The sequence below is a fragment of the Ruegeria sp. AP12 genome (genome assembly GCF_056540025.1).
This window is the reverse complement of the sequence record NZ_JBQFVZ010000007.1, coordinates 145,481-165,807: the sequence shown is the minus strand read 5'-3', so window position 1 is coordinate 165,807 and position 20,327 is coordinate 145,481. Positions and strand designations below refer to the sequence as shown.

Below are 20,327 nucleotides of genomic sequence, written 5' to 3'. Positions count from 1 at the left end.
AGACGTGGTTAATTAACTGTTCGAGGACCGTACGTTGCTTAAACCACTATTAACCCGCGGCTGAGTGCTGTGGCTATTGCGTGCGTTGTGTTCTGCGCGCCCAGTTTCGACCGTGCGCTTTCGATATAGACCCGCAAAGTATGCTCGGAAATCGACAGCGAATGGGCCACCTGCGCGCGGCTATATCCAAGCGCCAGCAGGGTAATCGCGTCGATCTCTCTGGGTGACAGGCCACGCGTCGACTCGGGCTGCCTGTCCTTTTCAAACTCCAGCGCTTTGCGATTGATGTAATGCGCTACCAGGATCAGCTGCTGCCCGTAGGTCGAGATGAAATCCTGCCAGGTCTGGTCGTCGCAACTGTGGTTCACGGTGAACAGCGCGAATTGCCCGTTGGGCCCCCGGATTGGAATCGAATAGCCCTGGTTGCCGATCCCATGCGCCAGTGCGTCCTGAAGAAAGGCTTTGGCCACTTTGCTCGACCAGTCCAGCGCCTTCCAGTCAACCGGGTGGAACCGCTGGAAACAGCCCAGAATGACAGGGTCGATGCGGTGGTAGTTCTTTTCCCGATACCGTTCGTCCCAGTCATCGGAATAGGTGGTACAGCCGTATTGATCACCGGCCCCGTCCACCCAGTGATAGGTCAGATGTGCGACCTTCAGACGGTCACGTAATCGAAATGCAACCGCGCTGAGCTCGTCAAGCGTGCTGGTGTTTTCCAAATCCTGCAGGATCTGACCCAAATCGAGTTCTGTTCCCATCCGCGGGCGCCCGTGCCTCATCCTTCATGGACGCGATCTCGGCCGCAGCGATCAGCCGTGTATCATCCAGCTGCTCGGCCAAGGCGGTTAACCCATTCGCAACGGCGAACGCGTTGAGGTCCGACAATACGTCCAAAATCCACTCATTTTGCGCCATCAGGGTCTCTCTGAAACAGTTAACGAAGGGTTAACACAACCATAACATGTATGATCTTTTTCAGCCTATTCACCGGTTTCTACTCCCCAAAAACAGCGAGGGGTGATTTTGCAACCTGTTGAAAGGCCGAAGGGCGGGTGAAAAACGCAAAACACCCGCGAACCGAAAGGCCGATTCGCGGGTGTTTCTTGTCTGTTTCGCGGTCAGATTAGGGACGCGCGTCCAACACCTCTTCCAAGGTGCGCATACCGGTCCGCGGGGCCTGAACCAGAACCGACATGTTGCCCGGTTTATGCTCGTTGCGCAGCATTTTCATATGCGCCTCGGGCAGATCATTCCACGAGAACACTTCGGACATGCAGGGATCCAGACGACGCTCGACCATCAGTTTGTTCGCGGCTGCGGCCTGTTTCAGATGCGCAAAGTGCGAGCCCTGCAGGCGCTTCTGGTGCATCCACATATAGCGCACGTCGAAGGTGCAGTTGAACCCGGTGGTGCCGGCGCAGATCACAACCATGCCGCCTTTCTTGACCACAAAGGTCGAGACCGGGAAGGTGCTTTCGCCCGGATGTTCGAACACCATGTCGACATTGTTGCCTTTGCCGGTGATGTCCCAGATCGCCTTGCCGAATTTGCGAGCCTCTTTGAACCACTCGGCGTATTCCGGGGTGTTCACGGTGGGCAATTGACCCCAGCAATTGAAGTCCTTGCGGTTCAGAACACCCTTGGCACCCAGACCCATGACAAAGTCACGCTTGCTTTCGTCCGAGATCACACCGATCGCATTGGCGCCTGCGGTGTTGATCAGCTGGATCGCATAAGACCCCAGACCACCCGAGGCACCCCAGACCAGAACGTTCTGACCGGGTTTCAGGTCATGCGGCTCGTGACCGAACAGCATCCGATAGGCGGTGGCCAGCGTCAGCGTGTAGCAGGCGGCCTCTTCCCAGGTCAGGTGCTTGGGGCGCGGCATCAACTGCTGTGCCTGCACGCGGGTGAACTGGCTGAACGAGCCGTCGGGTGTCTCGTAACCCCAGATGCGCTGGCTGGGCGAATACATCGGATCGCCGCCGTTGCATTCTTCGTCATCGCCATCGTCCTGGTTGCAGTGGATGACAACCTCGTCGCCGACTTTCCAGCGCTTGACCTTGTCACCAACGGCCCAGACGATGCCCGACGCATCGGAACCCGCAATGTGATAGGGCGCCTTGTGGCCGTCAAACGGGCTGATCGGCTGACCCAGTGCAGCCCAGACGCCGTTATAGTTCACGCCCGCAGCCATCACCAGAACCAGCACTTCGTTGCTGTCCAGGGTCGGCACATCGACCACTTCCTGCTGCATGGCGGTGTTGGGCTCACCATGACGTTCTTTCCGGATTGCCCAGGCATACATCTGCTTGGGCACAAACCCCATCGGAGGGATTTCCCCCATTTCATAGAGGTCCTTTTCGGGTGCCTCGTACGACGCGATACCGCTTTCGGTGTCCAAAGCCATGCTGGCCTCCTTCTCTCAATACCTTTGCCGCGACGCAGAATCGCGCGCTTCATCGACTGGAATATTGATCGACGCGAAATATTGCAACCGTTTTTGGATCGAATTTGTAATTTTATGACCCCGCAGGTGCAGAAATTTCTTTCGCATCCGCAGAATTATCTGAATTCATGTGGTTGGGCAGTGAGTTGGCGTAGAAATCGAGAAGATCTCCGCGCTGGCCAGACAGGCATAGCATGTCCCCATCTCGGCTCAGAATGCGGCGCTCGACAAACTGATCCAGCGCGTCTGTCACGGCTGTCGCCGTCTCGGCGGATTCGCCGCCATCCTGCTCCATCATCGCAACGATCCGAGCCTTCACGTCCTGCTCGGGCATCGGGCCATTTTCGCGCAACAACGAACAGGCCGCCGGGCCGGGCACCATCGGAATCGCCGCCCCGATCCGCACCATCAGCGCGCGGGCCAGATCAGTCATGATGTCATCGCCCTCCCTGGCCGAGAATTCCTTGAGCGAGATCGGCTGGCCATACCGCACCGAGGCCACCCCGAACCGTTTGTACCGCCCGATCAGGCGACGCCAGAGCTGCTTGACGATCCAGCTAGTGATGACACCGATCCGCGCACGAAAGCGCCGCTCGGTCCCCAGAGCGGCATGGGTCAAAATGGTGTCTTCCAACACCCGGTCATAGTTCAGGGCCACAGGCACGAACACAACATCCCGCCCGTCCGGCGAGGTACCATCGATGATGTATTTCAACAACCCCAGCTTGGGCCGACCCAGCGCGCCGGTCAGGCTCAACCCGCCTTCGGGGAACATCGCCTGTGTCACGCCCGCCTCGGTCGCGTGGCGGACATAGCTGGCCAGAACCTGCCGATACAGCTCACTACCGGACTTCCGCCGTATAAAATACGCCCCCATTGCCCGGATCAACCGGCTGAGCGGCCAGACCCGCGCCCATTCCCCCACAGCATAAGACAAGGCCGACTGCTGCGCCGCCAGATAGGTGACCAGCACGTAATCCATGTTGCTGCGGTGATTCATGACAAAGACAACCGTCGCCTCGGGGTCGATGTCCTTGACGACGCTTTCGTCTTCATAGCTGAGGCGCACGTTGTAGAACGTGTTGCTCAGCAACCGGGCCAAACGAATGGCAAAGCTGAAATAGGCAAAGGCCGAGAACGAGGGCACGATTTCGCGCGCATAGCGGCGGGCCTTTTCAAAGGCCACCGCCTCGGGGATGCCTTCCTCGCGCGCGTGGTTTTGCACGGCGTGCCCGACCTGCGGGTCATAGATCAGCCGCTGGATCATGTCATGCCGCCGGGCCAGCTTGAACGGCTGAATCGGGCGTTGCAGGCGTTTGTTCAATCGCGACACCGCCCGTTCCAGCCTGCGGCGGAAAAACCAGCGCACCGATGGGAACAGGAAGTGCGACGCGAACGTGACCATGGCAAAGACCACGATCAGCAGGAAAAGCCAGAGCGGAAGTTCCACGGTTTGCATCATGTCGGCACAGTGCCACTAATCGAAACCGCTCACAATCTGCACAATTTTGAAATGCCGCAACGCAGCGAATTGACATGTCCTGAAAATTGCGCTTTAGAACCCTCATACGTAATTTTGTTACCCAACGACATGCGAGGCCCGCCCATGACGCAGACGCAGAAAGACCGCCCCTGGCTGATCCGGACCTATGCCGGTCATTCCACCGCCAAAGCCTCGAACGCGCTGTATCGTGGAAACCTGGCAAAAGGTCAGACCGGCCTGTCGGTGGCCTTCGATCTGCCGACGCAAACCGGCTATGACAGTGACCATACTCTGGCCCGTGGCGAGGTTGGCAAAGTGGGCGTGCCGGTCTGCCATCTGGGTGACATGCGGGTTCTGTTCGACCAGATTCCTCTGGAACAGATGAACACCTCGATGACGATCAATGCCACGGCCCCGTGGCTGTTGGCCTTGTATATCGCGGTGGCCGAGGAACAGGGCGCGGATGTCTCGAAACTGCAAGGCACGGTGCAGAACGACCTGATCAAGGAATACCTGAGCCGTGGTACCTATGTCTGCCCGCCCAAGCCGTCGCTGAAGATGATCGCGGACGTGGCCGAGTACTGCTATTCCCACGTGCCGAAATGGAACCCGATGAACGTGTGTTCCTATCACCTGCAAGAGGCGGGCGCGACGCCGGAACAGGAACTGGCCTATGCGCTGGCCACCGCCATCGCGGTGCTGGACGAATTGCGCCCTCGTGTCCCGGCCGAGGATTTCCCGGCGCTGTGCGGACGGATTTCGTTCTTTGTGAACGCGGGCATTCGCTTTGTTACTGAGATGTGCAAAATGCGCGCCTTCGTCGATCTTTGGGACGAAATCCTGCAAGACCGCTACGGCGTCGAGAACTCCAAGTTCCGCCGATTCCGCTATGGCGTTCAGGTGAACTCGCTGGGCTTGACCGAGCAGCAGCCGGAAAACAACGTCTACCGCATTCTTATCGAGATGCTGGCCGTGACCCTGTCGAAAAAGGCCCGCGCCCGTGCGGTTCAGCTGCCGGCGTGGAACGAGGCCCTTGGCCTGCCGCGTCCATGGGATCAGCAATGGTCGATGCGGATGCAGCAAATTCTGGCTTATGAGACCGACCTGTTGGAATATGGTGACCTGTTCGACGGCAACCCGGCGGTGGACGCCAAGGTCGAGGAACTGAAGGAAGGCGCGCGCGCCGAACTGGCCAACCTCGATTCGATGGGGGGTGCCGTTGCCTCGATCGAGTACATGAAATCCCGCCTTGTCGATTCCAACGCCGAGCGTCTGAACCGGATCGAACGCAATGAAACCATTGTGGTCGGCGTGAACAAATGGATCGAGGGTGAGCCCTCGCCCCTTCAAACCGAAGATGGCGGGATCATGGTTGTTGATCCGGCTGTCGAGCAGGAACAGATTAACCGCCTGAACAACTGGCGCGCCGAGCGGGATGATGCCGCCGTTATGGCCGCACTGGCCGCGCTGCGTGAGGCTGCGCAGAACGGCACAAATGTGATGGAGCCGTCGATTGCCGCCGCAAAGGCCGGTGTCACCACCGGTGAATGGGCCGAGGAAATGCGCAAGGTTTACGGCACCTATCGCGGCCCGACAGGTGTGTCGAGCTCGGTTTCGAACAAGACCGAAGGTCTGGACGACCTGCGCGCCGCGGTGGACGCGGTCAGCGACAAGCTGGGCCGCCGTCTGAAATTCCTGGTCGGCAAGCCCGGTCTGGACGGCCATTCGAACGGGGCGGAACAAATCGCCTTCCGTGCGCGGGATTGCGGTATGGACATCAGCTATGAAGGTATTCGCCTGACCCCCGAAGAGATCGTGACCGCCGCCGCAGATGACGACGCGCATGTCATCGGTCTGTCGATCCTGTCCGGCAGCCATCTGCCGCTGGTCGAGGATGTTCTGGCACGGCTGCGTAAAGCGGGTCTGGATCACATCCCTGTCGTTGTCGGTGGAATTATTCCGGATGAGGATGCGGAACAATTGAAGGCCATGGGCGTCGCGAAAGTCTACACCCCCAAGAATTTCGAACTCAATTCGATCATGGGCGATATTGTGGAATTGGTGGACCCGAAAAACCTGGCCGCTGAATAACGGACGTTTTAACCAATTATTTCCCCGTTTCTATTCCCAATTCATTGGGAGTAGAGTATCGCGTTGTTTGCAATTGCAGTGCGCCTTGGCGCACGCGGTAACACTTATCAGGACGGAGACAAGATTATGGGGATAAACCTGGAAACGATGTCGCGAAAAGAGCTGGTATCACTGCGCGAAAACGTCGAAAAAGCCCTTGTAAACGCTGAGAAACGTGAACGTCAGGAAGCGCTGAAAGCGGCGGAAAAGGCAGCCGCTGAATTTGGCTTCTCGCTATCTGAACTGTCGGGTGACGCGCCGCGTTCCGTAAAAGGCAGCAAGGCACAGGCCAAATACCGCAACCCTGCAAATCCGGACCAGACATGGACAGGTCGTGGCCGGAAACCGCAATGGGTTCATGATGCGCTGAAATCGGGCGCGGATATTTCCGATCTGGAAATCTAATCAGGACAGGTGCCGAAATGACGATTCATATTGGCGCGGAAAAAGGTGAAATCGCCGAAACCGTTCTTTTGCCCGGCGATCCGTATCGCGCGAAATGGGCCGCTGAGACGTTTCTGGACGATGTAAAGCAGGTCAACAACGTTCGGGGCATGTTGGGCTTCACCGGCAGCTGGAAGGGCAATCCTGTCACCATTCAGGGCAGCGGTATGGGAATGCCGTCTTTGTCGATCTACGTGAATGAACTGATCCGGGACTATGGCGCGAAAACGCTGATCCGCATCGGGTCCTGCGGTGGGATGCAGGACAGCGTGAATCTGCGCGACGTCATTCTGGCAATGACTTCGACAACGCTCAGCACCCCTTCGCGGGGCATCATGAAAGAGATGAATTTTGCCCCCTGTGCGGATTGGGATTTGCTGCAGGCCGCCGCCGTGGCGGCCAAGGCAAAAGGCACGCCCACCCATATCGGCGGCATCTATTCCTCGGATGTGTTCTATGACGAACGCCCTGATCTGAACGAACAGATGGTGCGTCACGGCATTCTGGGCGTCGAGATGGAAGCGGCCGAGCTTTACATCCTCGCCGCCCGCCACAAATGCCGGGCTTTGGCCGTGTTGACTGTGTCCGATCATCTGCTGACCGGTGAGGCACTGCCCTCATCCGACCGCGAAAGCAGTTTTGGTGATATGGTCGAGATTGCCCTGCACGCCGCCTTTCCGGAAGCAGGCTAAACTGGAACGGGCAGAGGGCCCCTCTGCCCGGTTTCTATCGGCCTGAAGACTGGCGCAAACATTGGGTTGGGCTGTCAGAACTTTCCGTTTTTGCGCCGCAATAGGCGCAGACCCACAGACCTTCATCGCGATGTTGCCGCCATCGGCACTCGCGCGTCAGTGAAGACGTGCGCGACCGCCAGAAGAAATAGGCAAAGACCCCGGCGGCCAGAAGTATCAAGAGAACGGGCATGGTTCTGTTTCGCCCATACCGTCGGCTACTGGCAAGCCGTCAGGCGGCGTTTGCGTATTCAAACAGCTCGGGCTCTCGCGCCTTTAGGGCCAGCGCCGGTTCCGGCGTGTAATAGGCCCAGGCCTGCTCAAGCATGTCCAGCGCTTCTTTGGCGGTCACTTTCGGGGTTTGTGGTTTTGTTGTCATCGGAGTGATCCTGATTTGATCCCATCACTCCTCCCTACTGCAAATCTAGACCGTGTCGCGCCGGGCTGCATCGCCTGATTTTGCAATAGCGGCATGCGCTTGCCGCAACCCGGCAAGCGCTGATTCAAAAACGCCTTAAACCGAGCGTTCGATCATCATTTTCTTGATCTGCGCAATCGCAGCCGCCGGGTTCAGACCCTTGGGGCAGGTCTTGGCGCAATTCATGATCGTGTGGCAGCGATACAGCTTGAAGGGGTCTTCCAGCTCGTCCAGACGCTCACCCGTGGCCTCATCCCGGCTGTCAATGATCCAGCGATAGGCGTGCAGCAGGGCGGCGGGGCCAAGGTAGCGGTCGCCGTTCCACCAGTAGCTGGGGCAGGATGTCGAGCAGCTGGCGCACATGACGCATTCATAAAGACCATCCAGTTTCTTGCGGTCTTCGATGGATTGCTTCCACTCTTTCGCCGGGCGGTTGGTCTTGGTTTCCAGCCACGGCATGATGGATGCGTGCTGAGCGTAGAAATGGGTCAGATCGGGGATCAGGTCCTTGACCACCGGCATATGCGGCAGCGGATAGATTTTCACGTCCCCCTTGATCTCATCCATACCGTAGATACAAGCCAGCGTGTTGATTCCGTCGATATTCATCGCGCAAGAGCCACAGATCCCTTCCCTGCACGAGCGGCGGAAGGCCAGGGTCGGGTCGATCTCGTTCTTGATCTTGATCAGCGCGTCCAGGATCATCGGACCGCAGTTGTCCATATCGACAAAATAGGTGTCGACGCGCGGGTTTTGCCCGTCATCCGGGTTCCAGCGGTAAATCTGGAACTTGCGCAGGTTTTTCGCACCCTCCGGTTTGGGCCAGGTCTTGCCGGTGGTGATCCGGGAATTCTTGGGCAGGGTCAGTTGAACCATGTCAATTCTCCATTCAGCCTGTCCGGGCGCGCTTGGACGCGCCGCGATTATAGTGCCCCCAATGGGCAATGTTCACGTCAAAATCCGGAGACAGCCAGTCGGCAACGGCCTTGGGGTCGTCCCGGTCGATATCAAATCGCAGAAACCTTGGGTTTCCGTCGAAATAGTCCTGCACTTCGGCATGGTGCACGTCGTACATATGCGCCCAGCCCTGTTTCACTTCGTCCGCCGACTGACCGTTGGCCTGACAGCAACGGTCCAGATACCGGCCCTGGTTGTGGCGCACGCGGGATGTGATCCAGTCGTCCCGATTGCGCGTGTTCAGCAGGAAATAGGCATCCGGGTAGCCCGCGTGCAGCTCGCGAAAGAACCGTGCTCCGTCCAGCATGAAGCGGACATTGACAAAGGCAATGTCGGTAAAAGCCCGAACAGCGCCAAACCCGTCCAGAGGTTTGCGGCCCATGGAGATATTTGTCACCATGCGATGCGCCAGGTTTTCGCCCTGCTCGTCCACCCAATGCACCGACGGGATGCCACTGTCCTGAAACAGCCGGTGCAACGAGGTCGTCGCACAGCGGTTGAGACCGACCAGAATGATCTTCGGATCGGCCTGAGCAGAGCGTAACGCCTGAACCGTCATACCAGCCCCCAGACACAGCACAGTGTCCAACGGCCATAGGTCGCAGCGTTGTCCGTGGGTATTTGGCGTTTGCACACCATTGCCTGGTCAATACGCTCCTTAGAAGGTCCGCGCCTTGGGCGCGATTTTCTTGAGGCTGATGCCGCCTTCGTCCTCGTTGGTCAGCGGATCGACGATGACCGGACGATAGCTGAGCTCGACCTTGTTGCCCTCGACCCGGCTGACAGTGTGAACGCGCCAGTTTTCGTCATCGCGTTCGCTGAAATCCTCATGCGCGTGGGCGCCGCGGGATTCCTTGCGCGCCTCGGCGCCGACGATGGTGGCCAGCGCGCTTGGCATCAGGTTGGTCAGTTCCAGCGTCTCCATCAGGTCGCTGTTCCAGACAAGGCTGCGGTCGGTGACTTTCAGGTCGTCCATCTTGGCGGCGATGGCGGTCATCTTCTCGACGCCCTCGGCCATAGTCTTGGCGGTACGGAACACGGCGGCGTCGGCCTGCATGGTCTTCTGCATCTCAAGCCGCAGATCGGCGGTTGGGATCGCACCGCTGGCGTTGCGGACCGTGTCGAAGCGGTCAAACGCCTTATCAACCGACGCCTGGTTCAGAACCGGGTTCGGAGCATCGGCATCGACAACCTTGCCCGCCTTGATCGCCGCCGCGCGGCCAAAGACCACAAGGTCGATCAGCGAGTTCGACCCCAGACGGTTCGCGCCGTGGACCGAGGCACAACCGGCCTCACCCACAGCCATCAGGCCGGGAACAACCGCCGTCGGGTCATCGGCGGTGGGGTTCAGAACCTCACCCCAATAGTTGGTCGGGATACCGCCCATGTTATAGTGCACAGTCGGCAGAACCGGGATCGGTTCTTTGGTGACGTCGACACCTGCAAAAATCTTAGCGCTTTCCGAGATGCCGGGCAGGCGTTCTGCCAGAGCCTCGGCGGGCAGGTGCGACAGGTTCAGGTGGATGTGATCCCCTTCACCGCCGACCCCACGGCCTTCGCGGATCTCCATTGTCATCGAACGCGAGACATAGTCGCGCGGTGCTAGGTCCTTGTACTGGGGCGCATAACGCTCCATGAACCGCTCGCCTTCCGAGTTGGTCAGGTAACCACCCTCGCCCCGTGCGCCTTCGGTGATCAGGCAGCCCGAGCCGTAGATGCCGGTCGGGTGAAACTGCACGAACTCCATATCCTGCAGCGCCAGACCCGCGCGGGCCACCATGCCGCCACCGTCGCCGGTGCAGGTATGGGCCGAGGTGGCGCTGAAATACGCCCGACCATAGCCGCCGGTCGCCAGCACCACCATCTTGGCGTTGAAGACATGCATGGTGCCGTCGTCCAACTTCCAACAGACAACGCCCTGACATTGCCCGTCCTCGGACATGATCAGGTCGATGGCGAAATATTCGATGTAGAACTCGGCATTGTTCTTCAGCGACTGGCCATACAGCGTGTGCAGGATCGCGTGGCCGGTCCGGTCGGCGGCGGCACAGGTGCGCTGCACGGCGGGGCCTTCGCCAAACTCGGTGGTGTGACCGCCAAATGGGCGCTGGTAGATCTTGCCTTCTTCGGTGCGGCTGAACGGAACGCCGTAATGTTCCAATTCATAAACCGCCTTGGGCGCTTCACGCGCGAGGTATTCCATCGCGTCCGTGTCACCCAGCCAGTCCGAACCCTTGACGGTGTCGTACATGTGCCACTGCCAGTGGTCCGGACCCATGTTCGACAGAGACGCCGCGATACCGCCTTGTGCTGCAACCGTGTGCGAGCGGGTCGGGAAAACCTTGGTCACACAGGCCGTGCGCAGGCCCTGTTCCGCCATACCCAGCGTTGCGCGCAGACCGGCGCCGCCTGCCCCGACAACCACGACGTCATATTCGTGGGTTTCATATTCATATGCTGCTGTCATTATCTCTGATCCTTAGCGCGTCATCACAGGGCCAGCTTGACGAGGGCAAACAGCCCCGCAGCCATCAGCGTGTAGCCAAAGGCCCACATCGCAACGAGTGTGATCTTTTCCGCGATCCCGTGCACGTAATCCTCGATGGTTTCCTGCGCCTCATACATGAGTTGCAGCAGACCCACGACCAATGTCAGACCGGTGACAATGGCCGGGAAGGGACGGGCGAAATAGGCCAGAACCTCTTCGTGGGTTCCGCCGATGCCATAGCCAAAAGTGAAGATGAACAGGGGCACCAGAATGGCCAGGATCATCGCCCGGACCATGGTGCGCCAATGTGTTTGCGTTCCGGATTTCCCTGCGCCCAGGCCTTGCGCGCGTTTGCGGTCGGTGAGGTATTGCATCGCCATTCTCCTTACACCAACAGCATGGTGACGACGGTCAGAACGGTCGCCCCGACAAACATGCCAATGCCCATCTTCTCGGACACATCAACGTCGAGGCAATAGCCGAAGTCCCACACCACGTGACGCAACCGCCCCAGCGTGTGGTACCACAGTGCCCAGACCCCACCCGTCAGGATGAGTTGACCGAACCAGCTGCGCAGAAAGCCGTCGATGCCAGCAAATGCGGCCTCGGACGTGGCCGCGGCAAGCAGCCACCAAACCACAAGTGCTGCGATGGCAAATACCGCAAGACCCGACAGTCGAACCATGATCGACGACAACGAGGTCATCTGCGGGCGGTAGATCATAATATGTGGCGAGAGCGGGCGATTGCCCCGATTGACATCGGCCATGGCGGCTCCTCTTACTTTGGCTACCAGTCGTTTTACCTTTTTTTCCTGTGCTGTCACGTGCTGCACCCGCAAAAACGGGTAATTTTACTGCAAAATGGACGTTTTGCCCCATATGTGATCACACTAAATAATACTGTGATCACAAATCACATGCAGCCATCTCAATGTTAGCGTTTTCACTGATCAATCAATGTGATCACGAATCTTCCCCACCTATTCCAGGGCGGCAGATTGCTGGGTGACTTCGCGCAGCAGCTTTTTGCGAATGCGTTCGGGGTAGTCCGCAAACCTGGCTGCGGACACGACAAACGCCCCTTCTCCGACTATTACGTTTTCGTAGAAATAGGCTGTCAGATCAGGCTCACTTTCTTCAATGGCGATGGCATTCACGGTCACGCCGCGATCCTTCAGCAGCCCATGGATTTGCGTGGGTTCGACCCCTTCGTTCGAGATTCCGTCGCCCGAGATGTCGATCAGCAGCCGCTTGCATTCCGACACCGTATCAAATCTGGAAACCGTGGTCTCCAATGCCTCACCAATCGCGGTTGAAAAATTGCGCCAGACGCGTGGATCTTGCGCCACCTGATCGGCAAACCGGTCGAGCGCATCGAAACTGTCGATCCGGGTCCAGGGGATCGTTACCCTTTGGCGCGATGCCCCGGTCCACTGCACCAGCATCAACTGGGCCTGCCCACGCACCAATGCCTCGGACACAATCGGATCACGCAAGCCAGCCGCCAGACCATCCATCTGAATACGAAACTCGTTGCTGTCCACAGACCCCGAGACATCCACCGCAAGCGCCAGCGCCAGATCACAGGACCACGCAGGGGGCGCTATGCAAAGGCAGGCGGCAAGGGTGCGAAGCAGGGTCATGCCGCCAACCTAGCACGGAAAATCAACGCTGTACTCACATCAGCGTCATCAGATCCGCGCGATCTAACCGGGTCGCATCAGATCGGGATCAGGGCCCAGTAGTCGAGGTCCAGCAACACATCCGGGTGATACTTGCTGTCTTCATTGCGCAACTCAAACGGCGTGCCGCCTTTGGTCGCGACCAGCCGCAAGCGAAGAGCACCGACGCCCGGAACATCGGTTTCGGCCTTGTCCAGAACCTCGGACCAGGCCTTGATCGTGTCACCTGCAAAACACGGGTTTGCATGTGCACCACCGTTCAGCCCCACGATCATCTGCGCATTGGCCAGACCGTTGAAAGACAGTGTCCGCGCCATCGAGATCACGTGACCGCCATAGATCAATCGCCCCTCGGGCCGGAAGGTCAGGTCGAAATGCACCTTGGCGGTATTCTGCCACAGGCGGGTTGCCAGCATATGCTCGGCTTCTTCGACGGTGACGCCATCCACGTGATCGATCTTCTCTCCGATCTCATAATCGCCCCAGCGATGGGGTTCGCCCGACTGCTTGAAATCGTAGTTCGAGAAATCCAGCCCCTCGGGCACAACCAGATCCTGTGGCTCCAGAACCTTTTTCAGCTCGGGCACAACGGTGTCCGGCGCGGGTGCATCCAAGTTCGACTTACGAACCATGACCCAACGCACATAGTCGATGACAACTTCATCCAACTGGTTCAGGCCACGGGTGCGCACCCAGACCACGCCGGTTTTTCCGTTCGAGTTCTGCTTGACCCCGATCACTTCGGAAACCGAGCGCAGCGTGTCGCCGGGATAAACCGGCTTCAACCAGCGCCCTTCCGCATAGCCCAGATTGGCGACCGCGTTCAGCGACACATCCGGCACGGTTTTGCCAAAGACCACATGAAACGCCGCCAGATCATCAAGCGGGCTTTCCGGCAATCCGCAGCTGCGCGCAAATTCGTCCGAGGAATAAAGCGCATGCCGCGCCGGATACAGCGCATGATACAACGCCCGTTCGCCATCCGTTACGGTGCGGGGCACTGCATGAGTCAGCACCTGCCCGACGGAATAATCCTCAAAGAAGCGGCCCGGATTGGTTTTTGCCATTATTGCTGTCCCAGTTTCATTTCAGGGGAATAGTCGCCTTCGACCTCTTTGGTCACGGCCTGCGCACAGCGCATGACACTGTTTGCCGTGTCATAGGCATAGGATGGGTCGCCATACAGCTCCCACCCTTTGGCCAATGCGTCCGACACTTTGTGGCAGAAGGCGGATGTGTCTTCTTCCGTCAACAGACGATAAAGCTTTGCCATTATTTCAGTTCCTTATCCGCCGAAGGGGGACGGGCCGACCAGCCCGTGGATATAACCGATGATGCCCAGCAAGACGATCGAGGCGACAAAGAACATCGCGTCCTTGCCATAGGTGCCAGGCTCGCCCGGGGTCCAATCAGGTTCGGACTTGTTGATCACGATCACTTCGACCACCGCCCAGGCCAGCAATCCACCGAACAGGACAATGGACGCCAAATCGCCATTGACCAGCAGATGCGCAAAAGCCCACAGCTTGAACCCGCCCAGCATCGGGTGGCGAACCTTGTTCAGCAGGCGACCTTTCGCGCCGGCCGGGCTCATCAGATAGATCGCGATCAGCACCAGGAGGTTGTTGACGTGGATCAGAAAGGTCGGCGGGGCCCAGACATGGATGAAATCGGTCATGCGATAACCGAAGATCATCAGCAGGATCGCCGCGACCAACGCCAAGGCCACCGCGCCCTTGCCCGCATCGCCCAACGCGGCGCGTTGGTCCGGCATGACGCGTTTGAACAGATGTGCGGCCCACCAAAGCGCCACCCCGAGGATCAGAAGTACAAAACCCATTGCTGGCTTACCCCGCTTGCAAAGCTGTAATCGCCTCCGCTTTTGCCAGAATTTCACGTGCGGTTACAACATGCAGGTTTTCGACAATCTTGCCGTCCACGATAGCAACGCCCTGCCCTTGCGCCTCGGTCTCTTCAAAGGCGGCGATCTGACGGCGGGCCAGATCGATCTCGGCATCCGATGGGGCGAAAGCCTCATTCGTGACCTCGACCTGCGCCGGGTGGATCAGAGTTTTGCCGTCAAAGCCCATATCCCGGCCCTGTGCGCATTCTTCGGCCAAGCCTTCGGTGTCTTTGAACGCATTATATACGCCGTCCACAATGATCAGACCTTCGGCCTTGGCGGCCAGCAGGCACAGGCCCAAAGACGTCATCAGCGGCAGGCGATCCGGGCGGAAGCGTGTCTGAAGCTCTTTCGCCAGATCGTTGGTGCCCATGACAAAACCCGCCATCAGGGGATGGGCTGCAATCTCGGCGGCGTTCAGCATCCCGCGCGGGGTTTCCATCATCGCCCAGATCGGCAGATCCCCGGTGATTGCGGCCAAAGCGTCGACATCAGCGGCCGAGCTCACCTTGGGCAGCAGAACCACATCGGCATCCATGTCCCGCACGGCCTCGGCATCGGCGCGGCCCCATTCGGTGTCCAGCCCGTTGATTCGAACGATCTTGACCCGCGAACCATACCCGCCAGCGGCCAGGGCTGCCTTGAGCGTCTCGCGTGCATTCTCTTTCTCGTCCGCTGCAACTGCATCTTCCAGATCGAAGATGATCGCATCAACAGGCAGAGTGCGTGCCTTGTCCAGGGCCCGATCACGCGAGCCGGGAATATACAGAACCGAACGATACGGGCGTTGACGCGGATCCATCGATGCCTCCCTAAGAAATAAAGTTGCGCGGAATGGGCCATTTTTTTCGGGAAACTTCAAGGTCAAAATCGCCGCAATGCAGCATTCGACCCGCCGCGTGACGCAACGCACTTTGGTTTAACCGGATTTCCGGTCCCCCCCGCAAGCTGACTTGCACACCAGACAAAAGGGGTCGGAGATGAAAAAGACAGTTGCGAATATGACCATCGGGCTTGGGATCATGGTGTTGGCGGCCCAACAGGTGCAGGCGCAGAACCGCAACTGCGCCCCGCGCGCGGACGTGATCGAGCGTCTGGCCGGAACCTATGGCGAAACCCGCAAGGGGATCGGCATTGCCCGTCAAGGCGCGGTGATGGAGGTGTTTGCCTCGGACGAGACGGGAAGCTGGACGATCACCGTCACCCTGCCGGACGGCATGACCTGCCTTGTGGCCTCGGGCCAGTCTTACGAGGCGCTTGCCGAAGCCCTGCCGCCCAATGCCTAAGTCAAAGCGTCCCAGATCAGTTTTGATCCGGTCAGGGTCAGCAAAACATAGGTGATGCCAAAGAACACGCGTTCGGACAGCATAAAATGCGCCTGAACGCCGAGCCAGGCCCCTAAGACGGCAAACGGAGCCAGCAGAAGATTGGCCCAGGCCGTTTGCAGGGTGAAAAGCCCCAGATAGGCATAGGGCACGAACTTCACGATATTGATGACCCAAAAGACCAGCACGGTCGACGCCTGAAATTCGGTCTTCGTCAGGCGCTGCGACAGCAGATAAACCGCGGCAGGCGGTCCCCCGGCATGGCTGACGAAGCTGGTGAAGCCTGCCACCACACCGGCAAACACCCCGGCGGATGGCGGTAAGCGGTCTGCAAAGCCGCGAATCCAACCTCGGACCTGTGCGATATGCCAAACCACAAACGCAACCGAGATGCCGCCGATCAGCAACCGCAGCACGTCGTCATTCGTCAGGTGGAAAAGGCCCATTCCCAGCAGCACACCGGGTATGCCGCCCTGTATCAACAGGCGGCAATCCGGCCAGCTCCAACGTTTCCAATAGGGGCCAAGCGTTGCCACATCGATGATCATCAGGATCGGCAACATCAGCGCCACGGCCTGCGCCGGGCTCAGGATCAGCGCCAGAATCGACGAGGACGCAAAAGCCACGCCCGAACCGAACCCGCCTTTTGAAATACCGGCAAAGATCACCGCAGGGATCGCCACGGCAAAAAACATCAGGTTCAGTTCGAACATGCGGCGGCCTGCGAATTGGCTTGTCTCACAAGCCGTTTAGCGCAATCAACACGGGCAAGGCAAACGGTATGCGGTGGCATGCCGCGCCGCAGGACCCTTGCGCAATTGCCATTTAGCGACTAGCACAACCGCGATTTCAAAACCGACCGGAGAATTCCAAATGGCCAGACCCAAGATTGCGCTGATCGGCGCGGGGAACATCGGCGGCACGCTTGCACATCTGGCAGCTGTCAAAGAACTGGGTGACGTTGTCCTGTTTGACATCGCAGACGGACTGCCGCAGGGCAAGGCACTCGACATCGCAGAATCCGGCCCTTCGGAAGGCTTTGACGCTTCGATGAAAGGCACCAGCGACTACGCCGACATCGCTGGCGCGGATGTGTGCATCGTCACCGCAGGCGTCGCCCGCAAACCGGGGATGAGCCGCGATGACCTGTTGGGCATCAACCTGAAAGTCATGAAGTCCGTTGGCGAAGGCATCGCTGCCCACGCGCCCGACGCCTTCGTGATCTGCATCACCAACCCGCTGGACGCGATGGTCTGGGCCCTGCGCGAATTCTCGGGCCTGCCCCACAACAAGGTCTGCGGCATGGCAGGCGTGCTGGACTCGGCGCGTTTCGCACACTTCCTGTCGGAAGAGTTCAACGTCTCGATGCGCGACGTCACCGCCTTTGTTCTGGGCGGCCACGGCGACACCATGGTTCCCTCGGTCCGCTATTCGACCGTTGCCGGTATCCCGCTGCCCGATCTGGTCGAGATGGGCTGGACCACGCAAGAGAAACTGGACGCCATCGTTCAGCGTACCCGCGACGGCGGTGCCGAGATTGTTGGCCTGCTGAAAACCGGCTCGGCCTATTACGCGCCTGCGACTTCGGCGATCGAAATGGCCGAAGCCTATCTGAAAGACCAAAAGCGCGTTCTGCCCTGTGCCGCCTATTGCAGCGGTGAACTGGGCGTCGATGGCCTGTATGTCGGCGTCCCAACCGTGATCGGCGCAGGCGGTGTCGAGCGCATCGTGGACATCAAGCTGAACGCGGACGAACAGGCCGGTTTCGACAACTCGGTCAACGCCGTGAAAGGCCTGATCGAGGCGTGCAAGGGCATCGACAGCTCGCTGGCGTAAACCGCGCCTCTGCACACGCATTCCAAACCGGCCTTCTTGCGAGGCCGGTTTTTTCGTGGCTTTCGATCCAGCTGATTTCCGGTCGCTCCTGTTATCGCAAACGTCGCAAACTCTGCTTTTTGAATGTGATTTTATCGATCTACCGGCAAGATCGAATCAAACGCCAGCCTGTCCGGATTTTGTGATCACACCCCAAAAACCTGTGATCACAAATACTGAAAATCTTCCACAAAAACTCGTGACACGTCAAAAAACCCTTTAAACTTGCCCTCTAGACACGCCTATAACGGTTCAATCGTAGTCAAACGGGACAGTTTCGATGAATATCCACGAATATCAGGCCAAAGCGCTTCTTCGCAGCTATGGCGCTCCGGTCTCTGAAGGTCGCGCGGTTCTGCGCGCCGAAGAAGCCAAAACCGCAGCCGGTGAACTGGACGGCCCGCTTTGGGTGGTCAAATCGCAGATCCACGCAGGCGGTCGCGGCAAGGGCTCATTCAAAGAGGCAGACGCCGGTGAAAAAGGCGGTGTGCGCCTGACCAAATCGGTCGAGGAAGCCGCCGAAGAAGCCAAGAAGATGCTGGGCCGCACGCTGGTCACGCATCAGACCGGCCCGGCGGGCAAACAGGTCAACCGCATCTACATCGAAGCCGGTTCCGGTATCGAAACCGAAATGTACCTGGCCCTGCTGGTGGACCGCCAGACCAGCCGCATCTCGTTTGTCTGCTCGACCGAAGGCGGCATGGACATCGAAGAAGTGGCCGCTGAAACGCCCGAGAAAATCCTGTCGTTCTCGGTCGATCCCGCGACCGGTTATCAGCCCTATCACGGCCGCCGCATCGCGTTCTCACTGGGTCTGCAAGGCGCACAGGTCAAGCAATGCGTCAAGCTGATGGGTCAGCTGTACCAGGCCTTCGTCGAGAAGGACATGGAGATGCTGGAGATCAACCCGCTGATCATCACCGACGGCGGCGACCTCAAGGTGCTGGACGCCAAGGTCAGCTTTGACGGCAACGCGGTCTACCGCCACCCCGACATCGCCGAACTGCGCGACACGACCGAGGAAGACCCCAAGGAACTGGAAGCCTCCAAGTACGATCTGAACTACATCGCGCTGGATGGTGAGATCGGGTGCATGGTCAACGGTGCCGGTCTGGCGATGGCCACCATGGACATCATCAAGCTGTATGGGGCCGAGCCTGCCAACTTCCTCGACGTAGGCGGCGGTGCCACCAAAGAGAAAGTGACCGAGGCGTTCAAGATCATCACCTCGGACCCGAACGTCAAAGGCATTCTGGTCAACATCTTCGGCGGCATCATGCGCTGTGATGTGATTGCCGAGGGCGTTGTCGCCGCCGTGAAAGAGGTCGGCCTGCAGGTTCCGCTGGTCGTGCGCTTGGAAGGCACCAATGTCGAGAAAGGCAAAGAGATCATCAACACCTCTGGCCTGGACGTGATCGCGGCGGACAACCTGAAAGACGGGGCCGAGAAGATCGTGAAGGCGGTTAAGGGCTGAGTGTCATCCCGTAGGGTGTGCTTCAGCTCACCTTTCCCAAGATTTCGGCGGGCTGAACCCCGCCCCGAAAAGGAGAATGCCAGATGGCAGTCCTCATCGACGAAAATACCAAAGTGATCTGTCAGGGCTTTACCGGCTCGCAGGGCACATTCCACTCTGAACAGGCCATCGCTTATGGCACCAAGATGGTCGGCGGCGTGACCCCCGGCAAAGGCGGGATGGAGCATCTGGGCCTGCCCGTGTTCAATTCGGTCCACGAAGCCAAGCATGTGACCGAGGCCAATGCCAGCGTGATCTATGTGCCGCCGCCCTTCGCGGCTGACTCGATCCTCGAAGCGATTGATGCCGAGATGGAAGTGATCGTGTGCATCACCGAAGGCATCCCGGTTCTGGACATGATGAAGGTGAAGCGCGCGCTGGAAGGCTCGAACTCGCGGCTGATCGGCCCGAACTGCCCCGGTGTGATTACGCCCGACGCCTGCAAGATCGGCATCATGCCCGGCCACATCCACAAGCGCGGCTCGGTCGGCGTTGTGTCCCGCTCGGGCACCCTGACCTATGAGGCGGTCAAGCAGACCACCGATGTGGGTCTGGGCCAGTCCACCTGCGTTGGCATCGGCGGCGACCCGATCAAGGGCACCGAGCATATCGACGTGCTGGAATGGTTCCTGGCCGATGACGAGACCGAGTCGATCATCATGATCGGTGAGATCGGTGGCTCGGCCGAGGAAGAAGCCGCGCAGTTCCTGGCGGATGAGGCCAAGAAGGGCCGCAAAAAGCCGACCGCTGGTTTCATCGCAGGCCGCACAGCCCCTCCGGGCCGCCGCATGGGCCATGCGGGCGCGATCGTCGCCGGTGGCAAAGGCGGTGCCGAGGACAAGATCGAAGCCATGCGCTCGGCCGGTATCGTCGTGGCCGAAAGCCCGGCGCAGCTGGGTGAGGCCGTGCTGGAAGCGATTGGGTAAG

At 59.1% G+C, this 20,327-nt stretch carries 22 protein-coding genes; 7 read left to right on the top strand and 15 right to left on the bottom strand.

Annotated features, from left to right (window positions below):
• Positions 1 to 38: 38 nt before the first annotated feature.
• The 3 genes from ACR0E6_RS17765 to ACR0E6_RS17755 form a co-directional block, all read right to left on the bottom strand.
• Complete coding sequence (locus ACR0E6_RS17765) at positions 39 to 758, bottom strand: helix-turn-helix transcriptional regulator (RefSeq protein ID WP_480585720.1); 720 nt, start codon at positions 756 to 758, stop codon at positions 39 to 41.
• 365 nt (positions 759 to 1,123) lie between these two features.
• Positions 1,124 to 2,410 (bottom strand): crotonyl-CoA carboxylase/reductase, encoded by a 1,287-nt coding sequence (gene ccrA, locus ACR0E6_RS17760; protein WP_170455623.1) that lies wholly within the window; start codon positions 2,408 to 2,410, stop codon positions 1,124 to 1,126.
• A 112-nt stretch (positions 2,411 to 2,522) separates the two neighbouring features.
• Positions 2,523 to 3,911 carry a 1-acyl-sn-glycerol-3-phosphate acyltransferase gene (locus ACR0E6_RS17755; protein ID WP_480585717.1) on the bottom strand — a complete coding sequence of 463 codons (1,389 nt, stop codon included), beginning with the start codon at positions 3,909 to 3,911 and terminating at the stop codon, positions 2,523 to 2,525.
• Between the two features lie 144 nt (positions 3,912 to 4,055).
• On the opposite strand from ACR0E6_RS17755, the gene ACR0E6_RS17750 reads away from it, so the two are divergent.
• The 3 genes from ACR0E6_RS17750 (at position 4,056) to deoD (ending at position 7,198) form a co-directional block, all read left to right on the top strand.
• On the top strand, positions 4,056 to 6,023 hold the full coding sequence (locus ACR0E6_RS17750; protein ID WP_480585715.1) for a methylmalonyl-CoA mutase family protein: 1,968 nt from the start codon (positions 4,056 to 4,058) through the stop codon (positions 6,021 to 6,023).
• A gap of 126 nt (positions 6,024 to 6,149) precedes the next feature.
• Entirely contained in the window at positions 6,150 to 6,467 is a 318-nt protein-coding gene (locus tag ACR0E6_RS17745) for an H-NS histone family protein (RefSeq protein WP_170455626.1), read from the top strand.
• Positions 6,468 to 6,484: 17 nt separating this feature from the next.
• Positions 6,485 to 7,198 carry a purine-nucleoside phosphorylase gene (deoD, locus tag ACR0E6_RS17740; protein WP_480585713.1) on the top strand — a complete coding sequence of 238 codons (714 nt, stop codon included), beginning with the start codon at positions 6,485 to 6,487 and terminating at the stop codon, positions 7,196 to 7,198.
• Between the two features lie 271 nt (positions 7,199 to 7,469).
• On the opposite strand, the gene ACR0E6_RS17735 is transcribed toward deoD, so the two are convergent.
• The 11 genes from ACR0E6_RS17735 to ACR0E6_RS17685 all read right to left on the bottom strand — a co-directional run bounded on the left by ACR0E6_RS17735 (position 7,470) and on the right by ACR0E6_RS17685 (position 15,489).
• Positions 7,470 to 7,616 carry a hypothetical protein gene (locus ACR0E6_RS17735; protein ID WP_480585711.1) on the bottom strand — a complete coding sequence of 49 codons (147 nt, stop codon included), beginning with the start codon at positions 7,614 to 7,616 and terminating at the stop codon, positions 7,470 to 7,472.
• A 135-nt stretch (positions 7,617 to 7,751) separates the two neighbouring features.
• Complete coding sequence (locus ACR0E6_RS17730; protein WP_480585709.1) at positions 7,752 to 8,531, bottom strand: succinate dehydrogenase iron-sulfur subunit; 780 nt, start codon at positions 8,529 to 8,531, stop codon at positions 7,752 to 7,754.
• 13 nt (positions 8,532 to 8,544) lie between these two features.
• Entirely contained in the window at positions 8,545 to 9,171 is a 627-nt protein-coding gene (locus ACR0E6_RS17725; protein WP_480585707.1) for a sulfotransferase, read from the bottom strand.
• Between the two features lie 99 nt (positions 9,172 to 9,270).
• Entirely contained in the window at positions 9,271 to 11,079 is a 1,809-nt protein-coding gene (gene sdhA, locus ACR0E6_RS17720; RefSeq protein ID WP_170624009.1) for a succinate dehydrogenase flavoprotein subunit, read from the bottom strand.
• Between the two features lie 23 nt (positions 11,080 to 11,102).
• On the bottom strand, positions 11,103 to 11,474 hold the full coding sequence (locus ACR0E6_RS17715; protein ID WP_170737212.1) for a succinate dehydrogenase, hydrophobic membrane anchor protein: 372 nt from the start codon (positions 11,472 to 11,474) through the stop codon (positions 11,103 to 11,105).
• 11 nt (positions 11,475 to 11,485) lie between these two features.
• Complete coding sequence (gene sdhC / locus ACR0E6_RS17710) at positions 11,486 to 11,869, bottom strand: succinate dehydrogenase, cytochrome b556 subunit (RefSeq protein ID WP_170633274.1); 384 nt, start codon at positions 11,867 to 11,869, stop codon at positions 11,486 to 11,488.
• A 213-nt stretch (positions 11,870 to 12,082) separates the two neighbouring features.
• On the bottom strand, positions 12,083 to 12,745 hold the full coding sequence (locus tag ACR0E6_RS17705; RefSeq protein WP_480585704.1) for a DUF1194 domain-containing protein: 663 nt from the start codon (positions 12,743 to 12,745) through the stop codon (positions 12,083 to 12,085).
• Between the two features lie 77 nt (positions 12,746 to 12,822).
• Positions 12,823 to 13,851 carry a MaoC family dehydratase gene (locus ACR0E6_RS17700; RefSeq protein WP_480585701.1) on the bottom strand — a complete coding sequence of 343 codons (1,029 nt, stop codon included), beginning with the start codon at positions 13,849 to 13,851 and terminating at the stop codon, positions 12,823 to 12,825.
• Positions 13,851 to 14,057 carry a DUF1737 domain-containing protein gene (locus ACR0E6_RS17695; RefSeq protein WP_170455640.1) on the bottom strand — a complete coding sequence of 69 codons (207 nt, stop codon included), beginning with the start codon at positions 14,055 to 14,057 and terminating at the stop codon, positions 13,851 to 13,853. Before ACR0E6_RS17695 ends, ACR0E6_RS17700 begins: the two co-directional genes overlap by 1 nt.
• A gap of 12 nt (positions 14,058 to 14,069) precedes the next feature.
• A complete protein-coding gene (locus ACR0E6_RS17690; protein WP_480585698.1) occupies positions 14,070 to 14,624 on the bottom strand; it encodes an NnrU family protein in 555 nt (184 codons plus the stop codon).
• Positions 14,625 to 14,631: 7 nt separating this feature from the next.
• Positions 14,632 to 15,489 carry an HpcH/HpaI aldolase/citrate lyase family protein gene (locus tag ACR0E6_RS17685; RefSeq protein WP_480585695.1) on the bottom strand — a complete coding sequence of 286 codons (858 nt, stop codon included), beginning with the start codon at positions 15,487 to 15,489 and terminating at the stop codon, positions 14,632 to 14,634.
• A 178-nt stretch (positions 15,490 to 15,667) separates the two neighbouring features.
• Here ACR0E6_RS17685 and ACR0E6_RS17680 point away from each other — a divergent pair, with 178 nt between their 5' ends.
• On the top strand, positions 15,668 to 15,973 hold the full coding sequence (locus ACR0E6_RS17680; RefSeq protein ID WP_170522256.1) for a hypothetical protein: 306 nt from the start codon (positions 15,668 to 15,670) through the stop codon (positions 15,971 to 15,973).
• Here the strand turns inward: ACR0E6_RS17680 and ACR0E6_RS17675 are convergent.
• On the bottom strand, positions 15,970 to 16,725 hold the full coding sequence (locus tag ACR0E6_RS17675) for a sulfite exporter TauE/SafE family protein (protein ID WP_480585692.1): 756 nt from the start codon (positions 16,723 to 16,725) through the stop codon (positions 15,970 to 15,972). The genes ACR0E6_RS17680 and ACR0E6_RS17675 overlap by 4 nt on opposite strands.
• A gap of 160 nt (positions 16,726 to 16,885) precedes the next feature.
• On the opposite strand from ACR0E6_RS17675, the gene mdh reads away from it, so the two are divergent.
• From mdh to sucD, 3 genes are all read left to right on the top strand, one after another.
• Positions 16,886 to 17,848 carry a malate dehydrogenase gene (mdh, locus tag ACR0E6_RS17670; RefSeq protein ID WP_170522252.1) on the top strand — a complete coding sequence of 321 codons (963 nt, stop codon included), beginning with the start codon at positions 16,886 to 16,888 and terminating at the stop codon, positions 17,846 to 17,848.
• Positions 17,849 to 18,167: 319 nt separating this feature from the next.
• A complete protein-coding gene (gene sucC / locus ACR0E6_RS17665; protein WP_170522250.1) occupies positions 18,168 to 19,361 on the top strand; it encodes an ADP-forming succinate--CoA ligase subunit beta in 1,194 nt (397 codons plus the stop codon).
• Positions 19,362 to 19,444: 83 nt separating this feature from the next.
• Complete coding sequence (gene sucD / locus ACR0E6_RS17660; protein WP_170522246.1) at positions 19,445 to 20,326, top strand: succinate--CoA ligase subunit alpha; 882 nt, start codon at positions 19,445 to 19,447, stop codon at positions 20,324 to 20,326.
• The last annotated feature ends 1 nt before the right edge of the window (position 20,327 follow it).